The organism is Ensifer sp. 2TAB8 (assembly GCF_052115125.1).
Classification (GTDB): domain Bacteria; phylum Pseudomonadota; class Alphaproteobacteria; order Rhizobiales; family Rhizobiaceae; genus Ensifer.
The window spans coordinates 100,808-120,145 of the sequence record NZ_JBFRGB010000001.1 but is presented as its reverse complement, the minus strand read 5'-3'; the positions used below and the strand labels follow the sequence as shown (position 1 = coordinate 120,145).

The window sequence follows — 19,338 nt, the reverse complement described above, 5'->3', positions numbered from 1 at the left end:
AGAGTGTTTGCAGCTGATTGGCGCAGTTGCGGTTGTCACATAGCTTTCATCAAAGCTTCGTAATGGGGAAAGACTTCCTTGACGGTTGGCGGCCATGCTGTGGGCGTCTGATCGTCCGTTCCCACATTTCTGGAGCCCGGCATGTCCGCCGCCCCCGCCGATATTCTCTCGCTGCGCCGGTTCGGCGACGACCAGATCGTCACGCTTGCGAAGCTCGTGATCGAGAGCGCTTTCCAGCCAATCGCGGAAGCCGCGACCGGTACCGTCTTCGGTTACGAATCCTTGATGCGCGGCTTCCACAAGCTGGGTTTTGCCTCGCCGCTTGAATTGCTCGACAAGGCCGAAGAAGCCGGACAGCTGCTGGCACTGGAGCACATGATCAACAGCCGCGCCGTCGCCGGTTTCGCGACGCTGCCCGATCATTCCGCACGCACGCTGTTCCTCAATTTCGACTCGCGCCTCGTCGGTGGCGAGGGGGATATCGTCGAGCGCCTCGTCAACCACCTGAAGCGCGCCAACATCGCCCCGTCGTCGCTCTGCTTCGAGCTTTCCGAGCGCTTCGACGGCGGCAAGATGCCGGATTTCTCCGCGCTGGTGCGCGACCTCCGGCTCGCCGGCTTCAAGCTGGCAATCGATGATTTCGGCGCCGGTTTCAACGGGCTGAAGCTGCTTTGCGACCAACCGGTCGATTATGTGAAGATCGACAGGCACTTCATCTCGGGCATCGAGGCTGACGCCCGCAAGCGTCACCTCGTGCGCCACACGGTCAATACCGCCCATGTGCTTGGCACGCGTGTCATTGCCGAAGGCGTCGAGACGGAAGCGGAGTTTCTCACCTGCCGTGACCTCGGCTGTGATCTCGTGCAGGGATACTACGTCGCCCGGCCGACGACCCATCTCAGCGAGCTTCTTCCCGCCTATCCGCATCTCGACCAGAGTGTCAGCGGCAGACGCACCTCCTCTTCGCTTGACGGCATCCTGATCCGCAAGCAGATCGAGCAGCTGCCGACGGTGCGTGAGAGTGACGAGCTCGATTCCGTCTTCGATCTCTTCCGGCGAAATCCGCGCCAGGGCTTCTTTCCCGTCTTGAACGCCAATGGCGAACCGCGCGGCATCCTGCATGAGTATCACGTCAAGGAACTGATCTATCACCCCTTCGGCCGCGATCTCCTGAAGAACAGGATCTACCAGCGGCGGATCTCGCATTTTGCCAGCCCGGCACCGATCGCCGACCTCGACACGCCGGCGGACGAGATGCTGAAGATTTTCGCCGGCATGGACGGAAGCGATTGCCTGATCCTGACGGAGAACATGCGTTACGCCGGCACGCTTTCGGCTTCGTCGCTCCTCAAGATCATTAACGAAAAACAGTTGAAGATGGCACAGGAGCAGAACCCGCTGACGGGTCTGCCCGGCAACCGCGCCATCCGCGACTATGTCCAGGACGCGATCCTCGATGGTGACCAAGCGCGCTACTTCTGCTATTGCGACTTCGACGATTTCAAACCCTTCAACGACACCTACGGCTTCCAGAAGGGCGATCTTGCGATCACGCTCTTTGCAGCACTCCTGCGCCGCCATTTCATCGGCGAGGAGAAGTTCCTCGGCCATGTTGGCGGCGACGACTTCTTCGTCGGCGTCAGCGGCTGTTCGGTGGAGGAGCTCGAGGCGGTTCTGAACCGCCTGCTCGACGATTTCCGCTCCGATGTCTGCCAGCTCTATTCGCCGGAACACCAGGCGGACGGCCGCATCAGCGGACATGGCCGCGACGGCGCGCCGAAGGAATTCCCGTTGATGCGCTGCTCGATCGCCGTCCTCGGGCTGCCGGAAGGCTTCGTTTTTTCGGACGCCCAGGCCGTCAGCGCCCGCATCGCCGAAATCAAATCCCGGGCCAAGGCGAGCGATACCGGGCTTGTGATGGATGCACTCGGCGGCTGAGCTACAGCGAATGTAGTTCAGGCAGGCGGTGAGCCAGATAGTCGCGCATCTGCGCGAGCGCCATGTCGCGCGTCAACCCGCCCGACTGCAATCCGAGCCGCAACCATAGCCCATCGATCAGCGACGTAATGCCCAGTGCCGCGGCCTCGCATTCGCCGGCCGGTAGAAGGTGCGACAGAGCGGAGAGTAGGTTCGACCGCATCCGGGCGTGGATGACCTTCTGGATTCGGGCAAGCTGGGGTTCGCGCGGCACTTCGGCGCAAAGCGAAAGCCATGCGTGGCAGACCGAGGGCTGGAAGAAGCGTTCTTCGAAATTCGCCTCGATGATGGCATCCAGGCGCTCGCGCGGCGTGCGCGCCCGATTGAGCCGCTCGACCACGGCCTCCTTTAGAGCTGCGTTCGCCTCGCGCATCGCATGCTCGAAAAGCTCCTGCTTGTTGGCGAAATAGTGCAGCACGATGCCTTTGGATGCACCGGCATGGGTCGCCACCTTCTCGAGCGTCGCGCCCGCCATGCCCTCCCTTTGCAACACTTCGAAAGCTGCCCGGCGCAGCTCGCGCCGTCTGATTTCACTTATTCTGGTCAGTCGCATGGCCGCCTCCAAACGATTCCCACATTGACAATCTTTCCGGAAAGATCAAATGTTGACCCATGGGACAATAATTAGTCCAATTGGGCAAGTTTGGAGAGAGCGATGCTGAATATGAGACTGCTGATGTCCACCTTCGCGCTTGTCGCCGCCGCGAGCCCAGCCCTTGCTGGCGACACGGACTCCTGTCGGCAGGTAAGGCTGGCCGAGCCCGGATGGAACGACCTGGCGTTCACCACGGGCGTGGGACTGACGGTGTTGAAGGCGCTCGGCTACGAGCCGGAAAGCAAGCTGCTCGGTATAGACGTGATCTATACCAGCCTTCGAAGCCGGGACCTCGACGTCTTCCTCGGCTATTGGGACCCGGCGATGGTCTCCTACTATAAGCCGTACAAGGACGATGGGTCGGTCGAAACGGTGCGAACCAACCTGACTGGAGCAAAGTATACATTCGCGGTACCCGACTATGTCTGGGATGCCGGCGTGAAGGACTTCTCCGATCTCAAGACCTTTGCCGACAGGTTCGAAAAAAAGATGTATGGCATCGAGCCCGGTTCCAACCAGTTGATGCTCGATGCGGTCAAGGACCCGAGCCTCGGTCTCGATGGCTGGGAGGTGGTCGAATCGAGCGAGCAGGGGATGTTGGCGGAAGTGACTCGCCGGGCGCGGGACAAGTCCTTCATCGTGTTTCAGGGCTGGGCACCGCATCCGATGAACACGGCGCTCGCGATCAGGTATCTGACCGGCGGCGACAAATTTTACGGGCCGGATTTCGGCGCGGCGACCGTCTCGACGCAGGTGCGCAAAGGCTACCTGCAGGAATGCCCGAACGTCGCCAAGCTTCTCAACAATCTGACGTTCGATGTCGACTTCGAGAACCGCGGCATGGGTTACTTGATGAATGATGGGCTGGCACCGGAGGAAGCCGGAGCGAAGGCGATCAAGGAAGAGCCGCAGCGTCTGCACGCCTGGCTCGCTGGTGTCACGACGTTCGATGGACAGCCGGGGTTGGCCGCGGTCAAGGCCGCGCTTGGGCTGTGACCGCCAGCGGCGAACAGCAATGGACGACGTTGAAGCGGCGGATCGAGCTGCCCGGCGGACGCCAATTCGCCTATGTCGATCGCGGCGAGGGCCCGGTGCTGCTGCTCCTGCATGGATATTCCGATAGCAGTCGCAGCTTCTCGCTGATCGCTCCATTCCTTGCCGGTTACCGTCTGATCATTCCGGATCTTGCCGGGCACGGCGGCTCGAGAGCCGGCCCGGGATTGACGGTTGCTGATCTTGCCGGGGATATCGATTGTCTGGCCGCCAGACTCGGCCTGCGTGACATTGCGGTCGTCGGCCACTCCATGGGAGCGATGATCGCCATAGCGCTCGCCGCCCGGCGCCCGGATCTGATCGGGGCGCTGGGTTTGCTATCCGGCAGCCTGCAGCCCGGTCTCGGGGAGGGTAACCCGACTGCGCGGGCGATCCGCGCGCTCAAGGACCCGCTACGTCCGGACCATCCGTTCTTCGATACCTGGCACGCCTGCAGCCGGCCGGTCGACGCCGCATTTCTCGCCCAGCTGCGCCGGGAGGCTGCGGAAATCCCAATCCGGGTCTGGCGCGCCATCCTCGACGACCTTGCCGTCATCGACCTTAAATCCGACGCGCGACAACTGCGGGTGCCGGTGCTGGCCATTTCAGGCAGTGAGGATCCGCTTTTCGATGCCGGACACCGCCAGCAGCTTGCCGCAATGTTGGCTTCCATCCGTTCGATCACGCTGGAAGGGCATGGCCACAATCCGCACTGGGAGAGCCCCGGGCTCGTGGCCGAACATGTTCTCTCCTTCCTGTCGGCCGCGTTCGGTCCTCCCGGTTCGACAGAAACCCTTTCCGCGGCGCATCACCAGCGCTAGATGTGGCGCATCAGCCAGCGCGAGGTAATGCCATGTCCCTTCCATCGGAAATGAATTTCGTCGACCTTCCGACCCCGGGCGGGCCGGAAAACATGATCCTGAAGAAAGGACCGTTGCCGGAGGTGAAGCCAGGCGACATCCTCGTTCGGGTAGAGGCGGCCGGTATCAATCGCCCTGACGTCCTGCAGCGCAAGGGCGATTATCCGCCGCCGCCGGGCGCAAGTCCGATCCTCGGCCTCGAAGTCGCGGGCGAGGTCGTGGCGCTGGGCGCGGGTGCCAAGGGCTTTCAGGTCGGCGACAAGGTCTGTGCGCTCGCCAATGGCGGCGGTTATGCGGAATATGCGGCAGTCCCCGCCACCCAGGCGCTCGCCTGGCCGAAGGGCTACGACGCGGTGAAGGCGGCGGCCTTGCCCGAAACCTTCTTCACCGTCTGGGCCAATGTCTTCGACATGGCGGGCCTCAAGGCGGGTGAGACAATCCTCATCCATGGCGGCTCGAGCGGTATCGGCACGACGGCGATCCAGCTTGCCAAGGCCTTGGGCGCCGAGGTCCTCGTCACGGCCGGCAGTGCCGAGAAATGTCGGGCTTGCGAGGCGCTCGGTGCAAGGCGCGCGATCAACTATCGCGACGAGGACTTCAAGACGGTCGTTCTCGAAGAGACCGGCGGGCGCGGCGTCGACGTCATTCTCGACATGGTCGGCGGGCGTTACTTCGATCGCAACATCGCATCGCTTGCCAAGGACGGCCGCTTGTCGATCATCGCCTTCCTCGGCGGCGCCAAGGTCGAGGCGGCGAACATCGCGCCGATCCTGACGAAACGGCTGCATGTCATGGGCTCGGCCCTTCGTCCGCGCACGGCGGCGGAAAAGCAGGCGATCCGTGATGGCCTTGTCGAAAAGGTCTGGCCGTTGCTGGAAACAGGCAAGGTCGCGCCGGTCATTCATTCCGTCCTTCCCTTCAGCGCAGTGGCCGACGGTCACCGGCTGATGGAAGAGGGCGACCATATCGGCAAGATCATCATGTCCATGTGATCGGCACGATCATCATGTCCATGTGATCGGCAAGATCATCATGCCTATGTGAACTGCGGCACGACGAAGGAATGCGATCTTCGACCATCGTCGGTCTTGTAATCGGTGACGGATCGCTTACCTTCACCTCATCAGCAACGAACAGAAAGGAAGGTGGTCCAATGTCTAATGAGATTTCGGTCTTGGTGAAGGGCATGGAAGAGGTGAACGTGTCGAGGCAGCCCTCGGCGTGATTCCCGCCTTCCTTCGGGTCTGAAAGCCCGGGCCATTTACACGGCCAGAACTCATGGAAGGGTCGCCTCGGGCGGCCCTTTTCCATTTTCGGTGTTCCACGCCAGAGCCTTCATCCTCAAATGTTGGAACTGTGCAGATCATACCCAGAAGCGCCCGAGTGCCGGGACCTTGATCCCGGGCCTGGCAAAATCGAAACCGGCGACGAGTCCGAAGAAATGCAGTTCGAGGCCGCTGCGCACGCCAGCCGAGATGCCGGCCAGGCCATAAAGCGTCGCGTGCATGTCGCGGCCGTCGGCGTCGATCTGGAACAGCCTGCCCTCCGGCAGATAGTCGCGGCCGACGGCGTCTGGCGGTAGCACTGCGCCGAGTTCCGGCACGGAGCGCAGAACATGGGCGACGAAGGTGTTGGAGTTCGGGCCCGGCCAGATCCGATAGCCGCCGGGCGACGCATAGGGATAGCTGGCGATCGCGGCCTCGATCCTCGGGATCAGCCGGTCGGCTTCGGCGCCCTTGACTGAGACGACCAGCCTCGGTTCGTTGGAGTACCAGCGGGCGTCGGCGGGATAGCCGTTCCGGCGGATCGGCTTGCCCCATCCAACCTTGTCGTAGCGATCGTAGGAGGGAGCGCCCTGTCCTTTGGTTACGATCCAGGCGTGGCTGGCGACTGCGCCTTTCATGCCGCCGGTTGTCGCGGAGAACACGTAAATCGCTGCTTCCGCGCTTTCGCTCGCCTTTGGCAGAAGACCGGCCGAGGACCAGTCCGCATCGCGCCAGCTCTGGGGCCGGTCCTGCATATACCACCAACCAGCCGAGGCCAGCGCCGGCAACAGGTAGATGACAAGAAAGGCGGCGGCGAGCCTGCGGACGAATTTCATGAAAACTCCGTTTCCTGTTGCTGGAATCCTGCTAAATGCACGGATCAATTTCGGAAATTTGAGGGCAAGACATGTCGAATCCCGTTCTCGTCGAAGTCACCCGTGGAAACCTGGTCGAAAGCCGCCATCGCGGCTTCGTGATCGCCGTCGACGGCGACGGCAAAACCGTCTTCTCGCTGGGCGATACGGACAGCGCCGTCTTCCCGCGCTCGGCCTGCAAGGCGATGCAGGCGCTGCCGCTGATGGAAAGCGGTGCGGCGGATGCCTACGGCTTCGGCAACAGGGAACTGGCGCTTGCCTGTTCGTCCCATTCCGGCGAGCCGGAGCATGTGGAGCTTGCCGCCAAGATGCTTGCCGCCGCCGGCCGCGATGTTTCGGCGCTGGAATGCGGCGCCCATTGGTCGTCCGACCAGAAGACGCTGATCGCCCAGGCTCGCAGCCTCGACGCGCCGACAGCGCTTCATAACAATTGCTCCGGCAAGCATTCCGGCTTCATCTGTGCCTGCTGCCACTCCGGCACCGACGTGAAGGGCTATGTCGGCTACGATCATCCGCTGCAGCGGGAGATCCGCGGCACGATGGAAAGCCTGACGGGTGCGATCCTCGCCAAGGACAATTGCGGCGTCGACGGTTGCTCGATCCCGACCTATGCCGTGCCGCTGAAGGGCCTCGCACACGGTTTTGCGAAGATGGCGACCGGCGCTGGTCTTGAGCCCGAGCGCGCCCGTGCATCGAAGCGGCTGATCGAAGCCTGCATGGCCGAACCCTTCTTCGTCGCCGGCACCAAGCGCGCCTGCACACGGCTGATGAAGACGGCGCCCGGCCGCATCTTCGCCAAGACCGGTGCCGAGGGCGTCTTCTGCGCCGCCATTCCGGAAAAGGGCATCGCAATCGCGCTGAAATGCGAGGACGGCACGACGCGCGCCGCCGAAGCCATGGTCATCGCAACGCTTGCCCGCTTCTTCCGTGACGAGCCGGATCTGCACGCCGCCCTGATGGCGCAGGCAAGCCACTCCATGCATAATTGGAATGGCATCCACGTCGGCGACGTCAGGGTGACTGAAGCTTTCGCCGCCTGAGGTCTGACGGGCCGAAGGTCCTGCGGCCGTATGCGATTGAAGCGGGCGAAGGCGCCCGCACAGGCATCAGGCGGTGATGATTGTGATCTTTGTGTTTTGATACGGCGCGAGCATCTCGTCGCCGATCTCCTCCGGTACGATGAAGCCGCTGAGGTCAGAGATATCGGCCACGCGGTGCGGCGAGACCGCACCGAATTTCTCAGGCGTGGCAAGCACATAGGTGTCGGCCGCCTGTTTCAGGATCGCGCGCTTGATCGCCGCCTCCTCATAGTCTCCGGTCGATACGCCGTGCGCCGGGTGAATGGCGGTGACGCCAAGGAAGAACAGGTCGACGCGGATGCCGGCGATTGCGGCCAGGGCAGCAGCCCCCGTCGCAACCATCGAATGCTTGTAGATACGGCCACCGATCAGGATCACCTCGGCCTCGTGCCGCTCGAGTTCGGCGGCAATCGTCGGGCTGTGGGTGACGACCGTCAGCCGCTTCTCGCGTGGCAGCGCCCGCGCGATTTCCGCGTTGCTCGTGCCCCCGTCGAGAAAGATCGTCTGGCCCGCCTCGATCATTGATGCGGCCTTTCGCCCAAGCCGGCGTTTGACATCGCCGGCGATCGCCTGCCGCGCGGCAAAGTCCGGTAGTGGCGGCATCAGTGGCAGCGCGCCGCCATGCACGCGCTTCAGCAAACCTTCCGCCGCCATCTCGCGCAGATCGCGCCGAATCGTGTCTTCGGACAGGCCCAGTTCGTCCGCCAGGCGCTTGGCGACGATCTCGCCGTCGCGCGACAGCCGTGCCGAAATCAATGCCCGTCTCTGTGTTGTCAGCATCAATGCCTCCTTGACTCTTCACGATATTGCACGAATTATCATGAATATTCCAGAATGATCTGGATATTTCGTGTAAAAATGTGGAGAAAAACATGCTGATTTTGATCGCAGGACCCTATCGCTCGGGAACCGGAGACGATCCGGCCAAGATGGCTGCCAACCTCAAGCGACTGGAGGCACCGTCTCATGCGCTGTTTCGGGCGGGCCATGTACCGATGATCGGCGAATGGGTGGCGCTGCCGGTCTGGAATGCGGCGGGTGGCGAGCGGGTCGGCGACGACCTCTATGAGGAAATCTTCCACCCGGTGGCCGGACGACTGCTGGCGCTCTGCGACGCGGTGCTGCGCCTGCCGGGCGACAGCAAGGGCGCCGACAACGACGTGCGCATCGCCCGCGAGCGTGGCATTCCCGTCTACTACCGTCTGGAAGACGTGCCCGGTTGCGGTGAGGCGCTCGTTGCCTGATCGCGAACGGCCCGGCAGGGATGCCTGCCGGGCCTCATCGATAGGTCGGGCGACGCGTTCGTGCCCAACGGCCGTCATCCCGGGATCTCGAGGATCGCCACGCGATGACGAGGTGGGCTATTCGTGCACGTGCGGTTCGGCGACGAAGGTCAACGTCGCCGTCAACCCCTTCTTGTCGGCGGCGACATTGCCTTCGAGGGGGATCGCGTGGCTCACGGCGAGAATATTGACGCCGGCATTGCGCAGCATCACCTCGGCCTCGCCATTCGCGTTCGTCTTTTCGGAGACGAGTTCAGGCAATCCGGCATAGTCGAGGGTGATTTCCTTACCTTCGAGCGGTTTGCCTTCAAGCAGGAGGCGGACGCGAAATTTTTCGCCCGGTTTCAGGCCGACAGGGTTGTCGAGCGGAATGATCTGCAATGGCTGAGCCGGGAAGGCTGGTAGGTCGCCAGGCGCGTGCACCAGCGCGATGCTGTATTTCACCGAGTGGCTCGCCTGCTTGGCGCCAGGCACTTCATTCTTCGGCTTGTTTACCCATTTGCCGTCAGCACCTTCGCTCCAGTAGCCGTTGTCGAACTCGAGCGCGACGAGGGCCGGTTCGCCGTCGAGTTTCAGCGAGGCGTGGTTGTCCGCTGGCACGATCGTCACTGGCAGCGCCTTGCCATTCTCGCCAATCGCCGAGACGGATTTTACCTTGGCCGGGTCGTAGGCTTCGTCCGCCGGGCCATGGCCGTAGATCACCGCGAGCGTTCCCCAGCGTTCGCCGATCCATGCGCCGTGGGAAAAGGCGGGTGTGGCGACGGCAGTAAACAGGCCGGCGGCGATGAGGGTTGAAAAGAGCGTCTTCATAAGTAACTCCGAATAATGTTATAACGTAACAATGGCGTTGTATTGAAATCCGTTCGGGCTTGTCAATCGGGATGACATCCTTTCTTCTGCGGCCGATCATCGTTAGTCACTAAAGGGCAGGACGTCCGCGGTTCACCTGACGCAGTCCGCTTCAGTGCATCAGAATTGAAAGGGTAGGATCGGGTCTGCCGGCATCACGTCATCCGATCCCCATGATCGCAGAGGAGAGTTCAAGTGTTGAAATTGTTCTATGCACCGGGCACCTGCTCATTGGCCTCGCATATTGCGCTGGAGGAGGCGGGCGCGGACTACGAGGCGCGCCGCATCGATTTCTCGACTGCCGAACAGACCAAACCGGACTATCTCGCGGTCAACCCGAAGGGCCGTGTCCCGGCACTCCTGACCGATCGGGGCGTCATCACCGAAACGCCGGCGATCCTCACCTATATCGCTGAGACGCATCCGGCGGCGAACCTGGCGCCGAGGGGCGATGCCTTTGCTTTCGCGCAGTTGCAGTCGTTCATGAGCTATCTCTGCTCGACGGTTCATGTCGCCCATGCCCATGCGCGTCGCGGTGCTCGCTGGGCCGACGATCCGGCAACGCACGAGGCCATGAAGGCCAAGGTCGCCTTCAACATGGCGGCCTGCTTCGAGCTGATTGAAGCGAAGATGTTCGAAGGGCCGTTCGTGCTGGGCGAGACCTATTCGGTTGCCGATCCCTATCTCTTCACCATCGCCGGCTGGCTCGAATCGGACGGGGTTGATCCGGCTCGTTTCCCGAAGATCCTGGATCACCGCAACCGCATGACTGCGCGTCCGGCCGTCGCCCGGGTATTGGCGGTGCTCAAGGCCTGAGCCTCGCCCCTCCGGCTACATCAGGATGTAGTCCCTCGGCTGCGGCAGCGGCGGAAGGTCCGTTTCGCCGAGCGCTTCACGCAGGTTGATCTCGATCGTTTCGGCAAGCGCCATGATTGGCAGGTCGTTCGGCAATACACCGAACGGCTCCTCCAGCTCGTCCCCGAGAGCATCGAGGCCGAAGAAGGTGTAGGCGACCAGCGCGGTAACGAAGGGCGTCGCCCACCCGAGCGCATCGGCAAATCCGAAGGGCAGCAGGAAGCAAAAGAGATAGGCGGTGCGGTGCAGCAGCAGCGTGTAGCCGAAGGGTACCGGCGTGTTGCGGATGCGCTCGCAGGCCGCAAGCATCGCCGACATCCTGCCGACCGTGCCGTCCAGTTGTGCCCACTGAAAGTCACTGATCGTGCCGGCGACACGCAAGCCCGCGAGGTCACGGCCCATCTCACGCAAAAGATAGTCCGGCGCGTTGCGGCTCGCCTTGTAGCCCGAAACGAGATCTTCTGGCAGTCTGGCGAGCGCTTTGGTGGCGTGATTGCCCGGCCGCAGGTGACCAACCAGAGTGTGGGCGAAGCCGATCGCGATGTTGAGGAGCCGGTGTCGCGCCGCGCCCCCCGATGCTGTCGCGTCGACCAGGACCAATGTCTGGCGTGCGAGGTCGCGCGAGGTGAAGATCAGTTGCCCCCAGTCTTTCCGCGCCTCCCACCAGCGGTCGTAGCAAGCGTTGTTTCTGAAGCCGAGAAACACCGAGAGCGCGATCCCGAGCAGGGCGAAGGGGCCGCTGTTGACACTCGGAACGATGCCGGGATCGACACGGTGCGCCCAGACGACAAAGGCGGAAAGGCCGAAGACGAACAGGACCTGAGGAAAGATCCGCTGGATGACCGATCCCCTGAGGATGAAGAACAGTTTCAGAAGGCTGGGGCGGTCGCGAACGATCATGGAAGAGCACCTGTGCGGCTATCGTTTCCACCGGTATAGGCGCCGGCTCTGAAATGGAAGGCCGCTCATCGGGGCTGCCAGCTGTCGGAGAGAGATTTTTGCCGCTGGTGTCGGCGCGGTCGCCGCGCGCACGTCCTTGTTGCGTCACGCCAACAGGGAGACAACGATGATGCGCAAGGTGGTTGCCGGCATGCAGATGTCCATCGATGGGATGATCGACGGACCGGATGGCTACACGGATTGGGTCGATTCCTGGTCGGACACCTTCGACCTCTTGCCAGAGATCGATGCCTGTGTCCTCGGGAGCGGCATGTATTCGGGCTACGAACAATATTGGAGTACGATTAAACGCGATCCGCATGCGCCGCTGGAGTTCACCGGTAAGGAACCGACGCAGGAGGAGATCGAATACGCGGATTTTGCGCTCCGCACGCCGCATTATGTTCTTTCGAAGAGCCGCGCCGATGTGCAATGTGCCAACGCCAGCATTGTTCGCGATGTTGAAGGGTTGGAGCGGTTAAGACGCCAGCCGGGCCGAACCATCTATGTCGTCGGCGGCGCAAGGACGGTGTCGAGCCTGATGGACCACGGCCTGATCGATGAACTGCGTCTCACCATCCATCCCCTGGTGGTCGGCCAAGGCAAGGCGCTGTTCGATGCCGTCAGCCAGCGCCACTACCTTCATCTTGAGGACGCAAAGAGGATGGATGACGGCAGGGTCTGCCTGATCTACGCAGTCGGCGATCGGAGCTGAAAGCGTTCAGCCGGCGAATTTCGCCGAAAGCCGCTTCGGTGCTTTCTGGCGCCAGGCGGCGACCAGCCGCCCGGTCAGGCTCCTGTCATCGATCGCCGAAAGCCTGACCAGCATCGCCGGCCAGCCTTTGTAGTGATCCGTTTCGAAATAGAGCTGCGGATCGAGTTCCAGCAGCATTTCCTTTTCTTCGAGCGCGCACATGACGACGAGCGTCTCGTCATCCTTCATGCGCGCGAAGCTCTTGTCTCTCACCAGCAGCGCCGGCGTGCCGTAGGAGGTGCCGATCGAAACCTCCGGCAGGCCGGCGGCTTCCGCCAGCTTGACGACCCGTGTGAAGTTGCGGTCGAGGCCCTCGCTCATTCCGTCAGCATATCACACGGACATTGCCCGTCACCGGTTCCCGGCCTGCAGGCAATCTTGCGTGCAGTCGGCGGCGCGCGGCCAGGGCCAGCCGGGAAACGGCAGGTCTCCAAGTGCACGCCCGTCCATGCGCTCGAGATCCGGGTGCTGCAGCGGGTCGCGCGTCCACGCCAGCGGCGCATCCTGCTTCCGGTGTTCCGAAGTGGCGAATGCGGTCAGTGTCGAGAAAAGCTTCAACATGGCGGACCATCCTTTCGATGCTTGGATGATCTGCCTCTCGGGCCTCATTTTCAATTGAGAATGGCACCGAACGGGTTTAGAAAAACTATATGAGAGATCTGAACTACGTACATCTGAACGGGCTGCGCGCTGTCGAAGCGGCTGGCCGCCTGGGTTCCTTGGCGGCAGCCGCCGAGGAACTCGGCGTGACTTCCGGTGCGGTGAGCCAGCAGATTGCCAAGGCGGAAGCCCAGCTTGGCCGCATCCTTTTCGAGCGAACGCCGCGCGGTCTCGTTCCGACCGACTTTGGCCAGCGCTTCCTCGCGCGCCTCAGCACCGCCTTTCAGGAACTGGCGGAGGCCGTGGCCTCGGCACGGCGGCGCGACGAGTCGGTGCTGACGATCTCGGTCGCGCCGGTCTTTGCCGCCCGCTGGCTGGTCTACCGGCTGAACCGTTTCGCCGAGCGGCATCCCGACATTCGCCTGCGCATCGACGCCACGACCAAACTCGTCAATCTCGACACGTCCGATGTCGATGTCGGCATCCGCGTGGGCTCGGGTGAGTGGCCGGGCGTGAGGTCCGAACTGCTGCTGCAGCAGGAGATCTTTCCCGTCTGTTCGCCGGCCATGGCGGAGAACTTGCGTGTGCCCGCAGATATTCTAAAGCTCCCTGCCGTCATCGACGGTCACTCGATGTTCAGCTGGGAAGTGTGGCTTCGCGAGGTCGGCCTCGCCGGCGCCGAAATGAACGTGCGCCACACCTTCAACGAGGCATCGCTGGTGCTCGATGCGGCGATCTCCGGGCAGGGGGTCATGCTCGCCTGGCAGACGCTTGCGGGCTTTGCGCTCACCCAGGGCAGTCTGGTCGTGCCCTTCGGTATCCGGGTCGCCACCGGCTACGGCCACTACTTCGTCAGCTCGCCATCGCGGCGGGAAAGCAAGGCCGCAGCCGCCTTCAAGCGCTGGGTTCGTGACGAGGTGGAGGAGGGCATGCGTCTGCTCGACATCAGGGCGCCGCGCGTTCGCTTCGACGCGGCGACCATGAGCTGATCACTGGAAGCGCCCGTGCGGGTCGCTCAACCCGCCGGCTCCTTCAGCCGCTCTTCCATCATCGCCCTGAAAGCCGGGCGCGCGTGGCAGCTGGCAAGCCAGGCCGAAACGCGCGGATGTTTCTCGAAGAGTTGCTTCTGGCTCATGGCGTAGCGGAAGACTTCCGCAAGGTTGAGGTCGGCGACGGTGAAGCGATCGCCGACCAGATAGTCGCGCCCGTCGAGGTGCTTCTCCAGGCGGGCAAACACCTTGTCGAGCGACTTGGCGCAGGTGGCGATCGTCGCCCGGCCTTCGTCCGTTTCCTCGGCGCCGTAGTCGTAGGTCAGGATGATCTGCACCGCATGCGGCTCGACCTCGGTCGCCGCCCACATCGTCCAGTTGCCCATCAGCCCCTCTTCGGCGATGTCGGCGGGCGCGAGCGGGCCGCCGTACTTGCGGGCGAGATAGAGATTGTTGGTAAGCGATTCCGTCAGCACGACGCCGTCGTCTTCGATCGCCGGGATCAGCCCCATCGGGTTGACGGCAAGGAAGGCCGGCGACTTGGTGTTGATCGGTGCGTCTGCGGCGAGTGGATCTGCAACCCGGCGCGCCTGGATGACCGGAACGGATGTGAAGGGGATGCCGAGCTCCCGCGCCATCCAGTAGTTGCGTGATGCGCGCGAGCGATAGACCCCATAGATCGTCAGCATGTCGAACTCCTCCCGTCGTTGCCGTGGCCTGTCTTACGGCAAGCGCGCAGGAGGACGGAAGCTGGCGCCGCTGATATCACGCATGAAATCTTTTGATGCGCCATGCGGCTCATTGTCGGCTTGTCTTTCCAGCCGTTGGTCTTTAGCTGTCGCAGTCGATTTTCGGGGGCATTTTTGGCACGACGATATCTGGGAGATCGGTTGACGAACTTGGCGGCGCGTATGCTTTGTGCGCTCGTTCTCGTCATATCGGCTCTGGTCCAGCAGCCGGCGGTCGCCATGCCGGTCGCAACGGCAGCGGCCGCCTACGTGCTTCCCGATGGCACCTTTGCCGATCTCTGCCTCACCAGCCACGATGATGCCGACGGAAAGGGCGGCACGAAAGGCCATGGATGCCAGTCCTGCTGCCTCGTCGCGCCCGCCGATCTGCCTACGCCCTATCCGATCGCCGCACCGGCGCCATCGCTCACCTGGCACGCGCCGATCCCTGCGAACGAACTTCTGCTTGTCCGCGTGGTCCTGCGCGGCGGCACGGGGCCGCGGGCGCCACCATCGGGTTTCTCCGTCTGACATCCGCTTGAGGAGCGGCTGACGGCCTCCCAGGCGTCGAAGCAGCTGTTCGACGTCGCCGGCCGTGATCCGCGACCGACCCGACCATCGTGAGGCAAGGCCGCGAAATGCGGCTTTCCCTGGAGAGACCCATGACAACCGCATCCTTTACCGGCGCCGCAGCGCAGTCGGTGACCGCCGAGCGCGGCATCTCCCTCTATCGCGCCATCTGGCGCTGGCACTTCTTTGCCGGTCTGCTCGTTATCCCCTTCATGATCAGCCTGGCTGTGACCGGCGGCCTCTATCTCTTCAATGACGAGATCGACGATACCGTTTTTGCCTATCGCAACATCGTGCCTGTCGGCACCGAACGGCTGGCGCCCTCGGCCATCGTCGCTACAGCCGTCGAGTCGGTGCCCGGCAGCGCCGCGGTCTCCTATCGCACGCCCGCAGGTGTCGATCGCTCGGCGCGCGTCACGGTCGGCATCGGCAAGGCCCGCATGCAGGTCTTCGTCGATCCCTATACCGGCGCAATCCTCGATCAGATTGCGCCGACCGAAGAGTTCAATCAGGTGGTCGAGGACCTGCACAGCCTCGACTATTTCGGCAAGTCGGTCGAAATGATCATTGAGATCGTTGCGGGTTTTGCGATCCTGCTGGTTTTCACCGGCATCTATCTCTGGTGGCCACGCCAGCAGACCGGCGGCGTGCTGACCGTACGCGGTACGCCTTCGCGCCGCGTGTTCTGGCGCGACCTCCATGCCGTGACCGGCATCGTCGCCGGTCTGCTCATCGTCTTCCTGGCCTTCTCCGGTTTGCTGTGGTCCGGCTACTGGGGCGCCATCGTCAACGCCAAGCTGACGTCCATGGGGCTCGGCTATCCGGCGGTGCTTTGGGACGATGTTCCGACTTCGACCAAGGTCTCGACCGACGTCCTGCCCAAAGCCAACTGGCTGATGGAGAACGCGCCGGTCCCGACTTCGAGCAGCAGCGGCGCCGAGCCTGTCGGCATCGACCGCGCAGTGGCGATCGCCGATGACGCCGGCATGCTGCCCGGCTATGAGCTGGCGCTTCCGGCCGACGAGAGCGGTGTCTATACGGCCGCGATCTTTCCGGCCGAACTCGCACGTGAGCGCACGATCCACATCGACCAATATTCCGGCAAGCCGCTCGTCGATGTTGCCTTCGGCAACTATCCGGCACTCGGAAAGGCGATCGAATGGAGCATCAACGTGCACAAGGGGCAGGAGTGGGGACGCGCCAACCAACTGCTGATGCTCGCGGCCTGCCTGTCCATCGTGCTCGTTTCCCTATCCGCCATCGTCATGTGGTGGAAGCGTCGCCCGGCGGGGCGCATTGGAGTGCCGCCGATGCCGCCAAGGCGCAGCGTCTATGCGGGATTGTGGATCATGGCCATTCTCTTTGGACTGGCCTTTCCGCTGACGGGCGTTGCCATCCTCGTCATGGTGGTGGCCGACCAACTGCTGATGCTCTTTCCGGCGGCACGCCGGCGCCTGTCCTGAACATGCCTGGGGGTGGCTTTGTCCACCCCTTCGTTCATCTCTGCCGACTTCGAGATTGCAACCTCTACACGATTTTTCTACAAGTTATTTAGGAAGGGCTAACTCTTGCTCGTCTAACGTGAAGTGGGGAAAGATCGACCAGCGACGTGACGATAAACGTCGGGAGGCCTCTTTGGCGAAGAACACGTCCCGCAATCCGCGATATGCTGCCCTGAATGCCGGCGGCAACGAGGATACACGTCGCCTGATCGATGCCAGCCACCGGCTGGCGGAAGAAGTTGCGCGCATCTTTCCCGCCGAGCCCGACATCGCCGATCGCCACTACTGGTTGGAAACGATGATCAACCACGTGCCCGACTACATCTATGCCAAGGATGTCGAGGGGCGTTTCCTTATTGCCAACCAGGTGACCGTTGCCGACAACGGGCTCGAGGCGCTGAAGGATATCGTCGGCAAGACCGATTTCGATCTCCATCCGCCGCAGATGGCACAGGCGATCGCCGAGATCGAGCGTCGCGTCATCGAAACCGGGGAGCCGATTTTCGGCATCGAAGAGCGGGCAATCGTCAGCAAGGGCCGCGACCGCTGGCTGATGACCTCCAAGGTGCCGCTGCGCAACAAGCTCGGCAAGATCGTCGGCATCGTTGGCGTGTCGCGTGATATCTCCGACCGCAAGGCCGCCGAACGCCTGCTCGAAGGGCAGGCTCGCCTCCTGGAAATGATCGCAAACAGTCGGCCGCTCGACGAGTTCTTCCGCGACATGATCCTTTTAATCGAGGCCCTGATGCCCGGCATCAAGGGGTCGGTGCTGTTGCTGTCGGCCGACGGCCGCTACCTTTTCCACGGCGCGGCGCCGAGCCTCGACGAGAGCTATTGTGCGACGATCCATGGCGTCGAGATCGGCCCGCGTATGGGGTCCTGCGGCACGGCCGCCTGGCGCGGCGAGCAGGTGATCGTCGCGGATATTCTCGCCGATCCTCTCTGGGACGATTATCGCGAACTCGTTCGTCCCTATGGTTTCCGCTCCTGCTGGTCGACCCCGGTCCATTCGCGCGACCGCAAGGTGCTCGGAACCTTCGCGCTCTATTCCGGCTCGGTCAGCGTTCCAGACGATGGCCAGAAGGAACTGATTGCGATGGCGGCGCATCTGGCCGGTATCGCCATCGAGCGCAAGCATGCGGAGGATCGTATCAGCTTCATGGCGCATCACGATGCGCTGACGGGCCTGCCGAACCGCGCGCTGTTCGAGGAGCAGGTCGCCGAGGCACTCGAGGCGCTGCGCGGTACCGTTCAATGGGCTGTGCTTGCCTTCCTCGATCTCGACAATTTCAAGCTGGTCAACGACACGCTCGGCCATGCGGCCGGCGATGAACTGTTGAAGGTCACCGCGTCACGCATGCGCTCGTCGGTGCGCAAGTCGGATATGGTCGTGCGCGTCGGCGGCGACGAGTTCATCCTGCTTCTGAATGGCCTTCCCTGCGAGCGGGACGTCGTGCTGGCAAGACTTGAGGATATTCGCCGCGCCATCGCCGCACCGATGCAGATCGAGGGCCGGAGCCTGCAGGTCACCTGCAGCATGGGGGTCGCCTGTTTTCCCAATCAGGGCAAGACCGTCGGCGAACTGCTCGCCAATGCCGACATGGCGATGTACCGGGCCAAGGAGCTCGGCCGTAACAATTTGCAGGTCTTCACCGAGGAGATGGCTGCCAAGGCGCACGAGAAGCTGCGTCAGCAGGAGGAGTTGCGTGAGGCGCTGGCGCATGAGGAGTTCTTCCTGCAGTTCCAGCCGCAGATGAACCTTGCGAATGGCCGCGTTTTTGCAGCAGAAGCGCTGCTGCGGTGGCGGCACCCGGAGCGGGGCACGGTCTCTCCGGCCGAGTTCATTCCGCTTGCCGAAGAAACCGGGCTGATCGTGCCGATCGGCGACTGGGTGCTGCGGGCCGCCTGCCGCCAGGCCAAAGACTGGCAGGATGCCGGCCTGCCGCAGCTGATTGTCAGCGTCAACGTTTCGGCGCGTCAGTTCCGGGAACGCAACTGGGCCGGCCATGTGGCGGCTATTCTGGCCGAGACCGGGCTTGAGCCCTGCTGCCTCGAACTGGAGCTGACGGAAAGCCTGATCATGCAGGACGTGCCCGGCGCAATCGCCACCATGCACGAGCTGCAGGCGATCGGTGTGCATCTGGCAATCGACGATTTCGGCACCGGCTATTCGAGCCTCAGCGCCCTGAAGCGCTTTCCCGTGCGCCGCCTGAAGATCGACCGTTCCTTCGTCGCCGACATTCCTGTCGATCTCGACGACAACGCGATCACCGCGGCGATCATCTCGCTTGCTCAGAATCTAGGTCTGCGTGTCATCGCAGAAGGTGTGGAAAACCAGGCGCAGGTCGAGTTTCTTCGCCAGAGCGGTTGCGACGAGATTCAGGGCTACTTCTTCAGTCGGCCGCTCTCCGCGTCCGATTTCGAAACACTGATGCGCCAGCCGCGCTTCAACGCCCACAGCGTTTGAGTTCTCTCCGGTTCACGCCACGACGCAAGCTTCGGTCCAGCCGGAAATGCAAGCATCGCCCCATTCCGAGGGGCTGGCGCGTAGTATTTCGTTAAGCAATTTCATGCAGCACTCCTCAG

General features: G+C 62.7%; 21 protein-coding genes. 12 read left to right on the top strand and 9 right to left on the bottom strand.

Translation table 11 applies throughout. From position 1 onward, the window contains the following. Nucleotides 1-141 precede the first annotated feature (141 nt). On the top strand, nt 142-1,938 hold the full coding sequence (locus AB4Z53_RS00630) for an EAL domain-containing protein (protein ID WP_441594200.1): 1,797 nt from the start codon (nt 142-144) through the stop codon (nt 1,936-1,938). 1 nt (nt 1,939) lies between these two features. On the opposite strand, the gene betI is transcribed toward AB4Z53_RS00630, so the two are convergent. Next, nucleotides 1,940-2,530, bottom strand: coding sequence for a choline-binding transcriptional repressor BetI (betI, locus tag AB4Z53_RS00625; RefSeq protein ID WP_113537928.1), 591 nt, complete (start codon nt 2,528-2,530; stop codon nt 1,940-1,942). 102 nt (nt 2,531-2,632) lie between these two features. Between betI and choX the strand changes: the two genes are divergently transcribed. From choX to AB4Z53_RS00610, 3 genes are read left to right on the top strand one after another with little or no spacing between them, the layout of a single operon-like run. Beyond that, complete coding sequence (choX, locus tag AB4Z53_RS00620) at nt 2,633-3,568, top strand: choline ABC transporter substrate-binding protein (RefSeq protein WP_441594199.1); 936 nt, start codon at nt 2,633-2,635, stop codon at nt 3,566-3,568. Continuing rightward, nucleotides 3,565-4,425, top strand: coding sequence for an alpha/beta fold hydrolase (locus tag AB4Z53_RS00615; RefSeq protein WP_441594198.1), 861 nt, complete (start codon nt 3,565-3,567; stop codon nt 4,423-4,425). The genes choX and AB4Z53_RS00615 overlap by 4 nt, the downstream gene beginning before the upstream one ends. A 32-nt stretch (nt 4,426-4,457) precedes the next feature. Continuing rightward, complete coding sequence (locus AB4Z53_RS00610) at nt 4,458-5,456, top strand: NAD(P)H-quinone oxidoreductase (RefSeq protein WP_223726696.1); 999 nt, start codon at nt 4,458-4,460, stop codon at nt 5,454-5,456. Here the strand turns inward: AB4Z53_RS00610 and AB4Z53_RS00605 are convergent. Beyond that, entirely contained in the window at nt 5,443-5,775 is a 333-nt protein-coding gene (locus AB4Z53_RS00605) for a hypothetical protein (RefSeq protein WP_441594197.1), read from the bottom strand. The two genes, AB4Z53_RS00610 and AB4Z53_RS00605, sit on opposite strands and share 14 nt — an antisense overlap. Nucleotides 5,776-5,827: 52 nt before the next feature. Further along, nucleotides 5,828-6,565, bottom strand: a complete 738-nt coding sequence (locus tag AB4Z53_RS00600; protein ID WP_441594196.1) for a DUF3750 domain-containing protein — start codon at nt 6,563-6,565, stop codon at nt 5,828-5,830. A 71-nt stretch (nt 6,566-6,636) separates the two neighbouring features. On the opposite strand from AB4Z53_RS00600, the gene AB4Z53_RS00595 reads away from it, so the two are divergent. Next, the gene (locus AB4Z53_RS00595; protein ID WP_441594195.1) at nt 6,637-7,644 is read left to right on the top strand and encodes an asparaginase; all 1,008 of its coding nucleotides are present in this window, start codon (nt 6,637-6,639) and stop codon (nt 7,642-7,644) included. A 66-nt stretch (nt 7,645-7,710) separates the two neighbouring features. Here the strand turns inward: AB4Z53_RS00595 and AB4Z53_RS00590 are convergent, their stop codons facing one another. After that, entirely contained in the window at nt 7,711-8,463 is a 753-nt protein-coding gene (locus AB4Z53_RS00590; RefSeq protein WP_441594194.1) for a DeoR/GlpR family DNA-binding transcription regulator, read from the bottom strand. Nucleotides 8,464-8,555: 92 nt separating this feature from the next. Between AB4Z53_RS00590 and AB4Z53_RS00585 the strand changes: the two genes are divergently transcribed. Beyond that, a complete protein-coding gene (locus AB4Z53_RS00585) occupies nt 8,556-8,927 on the top strand; it encodes a DUF4406 domain-containing protein (protein WP_441594193.1) in 372 nt (123 codons plus the stop codon). A 117-nt stretch (nt 8,928-9,044) separates the two neighbouring features. Here AB4Z53_RS00585 and AB4Z53_RS00580 read toward each other — a convergent pair whose 3' ends face one another. After that, a complete protein-coding gene (locus AB4Z53_RS00580; protein ID WP_441594192.1) occupies nt 9,045-9,776 on the bottom strand; it encodes a DUF4198 domain-containing protein in 732 nt (243 codons plus the stop codon). A gap of 234 nt (nt 9,777-10,010) precedes the next feature. Between AB4Z53_RS00580 and AB4Z53_RS00575 the strand changes: the two genes are divergently transcribed. After that, on the top strand, nt 10,011-10,631 hold the full coding sequence (locus tag AB4Z53_RS00575; protein WP_441594191.1) for a glutathione S-transferase family protein: 621 nt from the start codon (nt 10,011-10,013) through the stop codon (nt 10,629-10,631). Between the two features lie 15 nt (nt 10,632-10,646). Here the strand turns inward: AB4Z53_RS00575 and AB4Z53_RS00570 are convergent, their stop codons facing one another. After that, nucleotides 10,647-11,570 carry a bestrophin family protein gene (locus tag AB4Z53_RS00570; RefSeq protein WP_441594190.1) on the bottom strand — a complete coding sequence of 308 codons (924 nt, stop codon included), beginning with the start codon at nt 11,568-11,570 and terminating at the stop codon, nt 10,647-10,649. A gap of 166 nt (nt 11,571-11,736) precedes the next feature. Here AB4Z53_RS00570 and AB4Z53_RS00565 point away from each other — a divergent pair, with 166 nt between their 5' ends. Continuing rightward, a complete protein-coding gene (locus tag AB4Z53_RS00565) occupies nt 11,737-12,324 on the top strand; it encodes a dihydrofolate reductase family protein (protein WP_441594189.1) in 588 nt (195 codons plus the stop codon). 6 nt (nt 12,325-12,330) lie between these two features. On the opposite strand, the gene AB4Z53_RS00560 is transcribed toward AB4Z53_RS00565, so the two are convergent. Then, complete coding sequence (locus tag AB4Z53_RS00560) at nt 12,331-12,684, bottom strand: MmcQ/YjbR family DNA-binding protein (protein ID WP_441594188.1); 354 nt, start codon at nt 12,682-12,684, stop codon at nt 12,331-12,333. 30 nt (nt 12,685-12,714) lie between these two features. Beyond that, nucleotides 12,715-12,924 (bottom strand): hypothetical protein, encoded by a 210-nt coding sequence (locus tag AB4Z53_RS00555; protein ID WP_113537917.1) that lies wholly within the window; start codon nt 12,922-12,924, stop codon nt 12,715-12,717. An 89-nt stretch (nt 12,925-13,013) separates the two neighbouring features. Here AB4Z53_RS00555 and AB4Z53_RS00550 point away from each other — a divergent pair, with 89 nt between their 5' ends. After that, nucleotides 13,014-13,952, top strand: a complete 939-nt coding sequence (locus AB4Z53_RS00550) for a LysR substrate-binding domain-containing protein (protein ID WP_441594187.1) — start codon at nt 13,014-13,016, stop codon at nt 13,950-13,952. Between the two features lie 26 nt (nt 13,953-13,978). On the opposite strand, the gene AB4Z53_RS00545 is transcribed toward AB4Z53_RS00550, so the two are convergent. Next, entirely contained in the window at nt 13,979-14,641 is a 663-nt protein-coding gene (locus tag AB4Z53_RS00545; RefSeq protein ID WP_113537915.1) for a glutathione S-transferase family protein, read from the bottom strand. Nucleotides 14,642-14,842: 201 nt separating this feature from the next. On the opposite strand from AB4Z53_RS00545, the gene AB4Z53_RS00540 reads away from it, so the two are divergent. The 3 genes from AB4Z53_RS00540 (at nt 14,843) to AB4Z53_RS00530 (ending at nt 19,219) form a co-directional block, all read left to right on the top strand. Then, a complete protein-coding gene (locus AB4Z53_RS00540) occupies nt 14,843-15,211 on the top strand; it encodes a hypothetical protein (RefSeq protein ID WP_162768756.1) in 369 nt (122 codons plus the stop codon). Between the two features lie 131 nt (nt 15,212-15,342). After that, on the top strand, nt 15,343-16,713 hold the full coding sequence (locus AB4Z53_RS00535; RefSeq protein ID WP_441594186.1) for a PepSY-associated TM helix domain-containing protein: 1,371 nt from the start codon (nt 15,343-15,345) through the stop codon (nt 16,711-16,713). A 172-nt stretch (nt 16,714-16,885) separates the two neighbouring features. Next, nucleotides 16,886-19,219 (top strand): EAL domain-containing protein, encoded by a 2,334-nt coding sequence (locus tag AB4Z53_RS00530; protein WP_441594185.1) that lies wholly within the window; start codon nt 16,886-16,888, stop codon nt 19,217-19,219. The last annotated feature ends 119 nt before the right edge of the window (nt 19,220-19,338 follow it).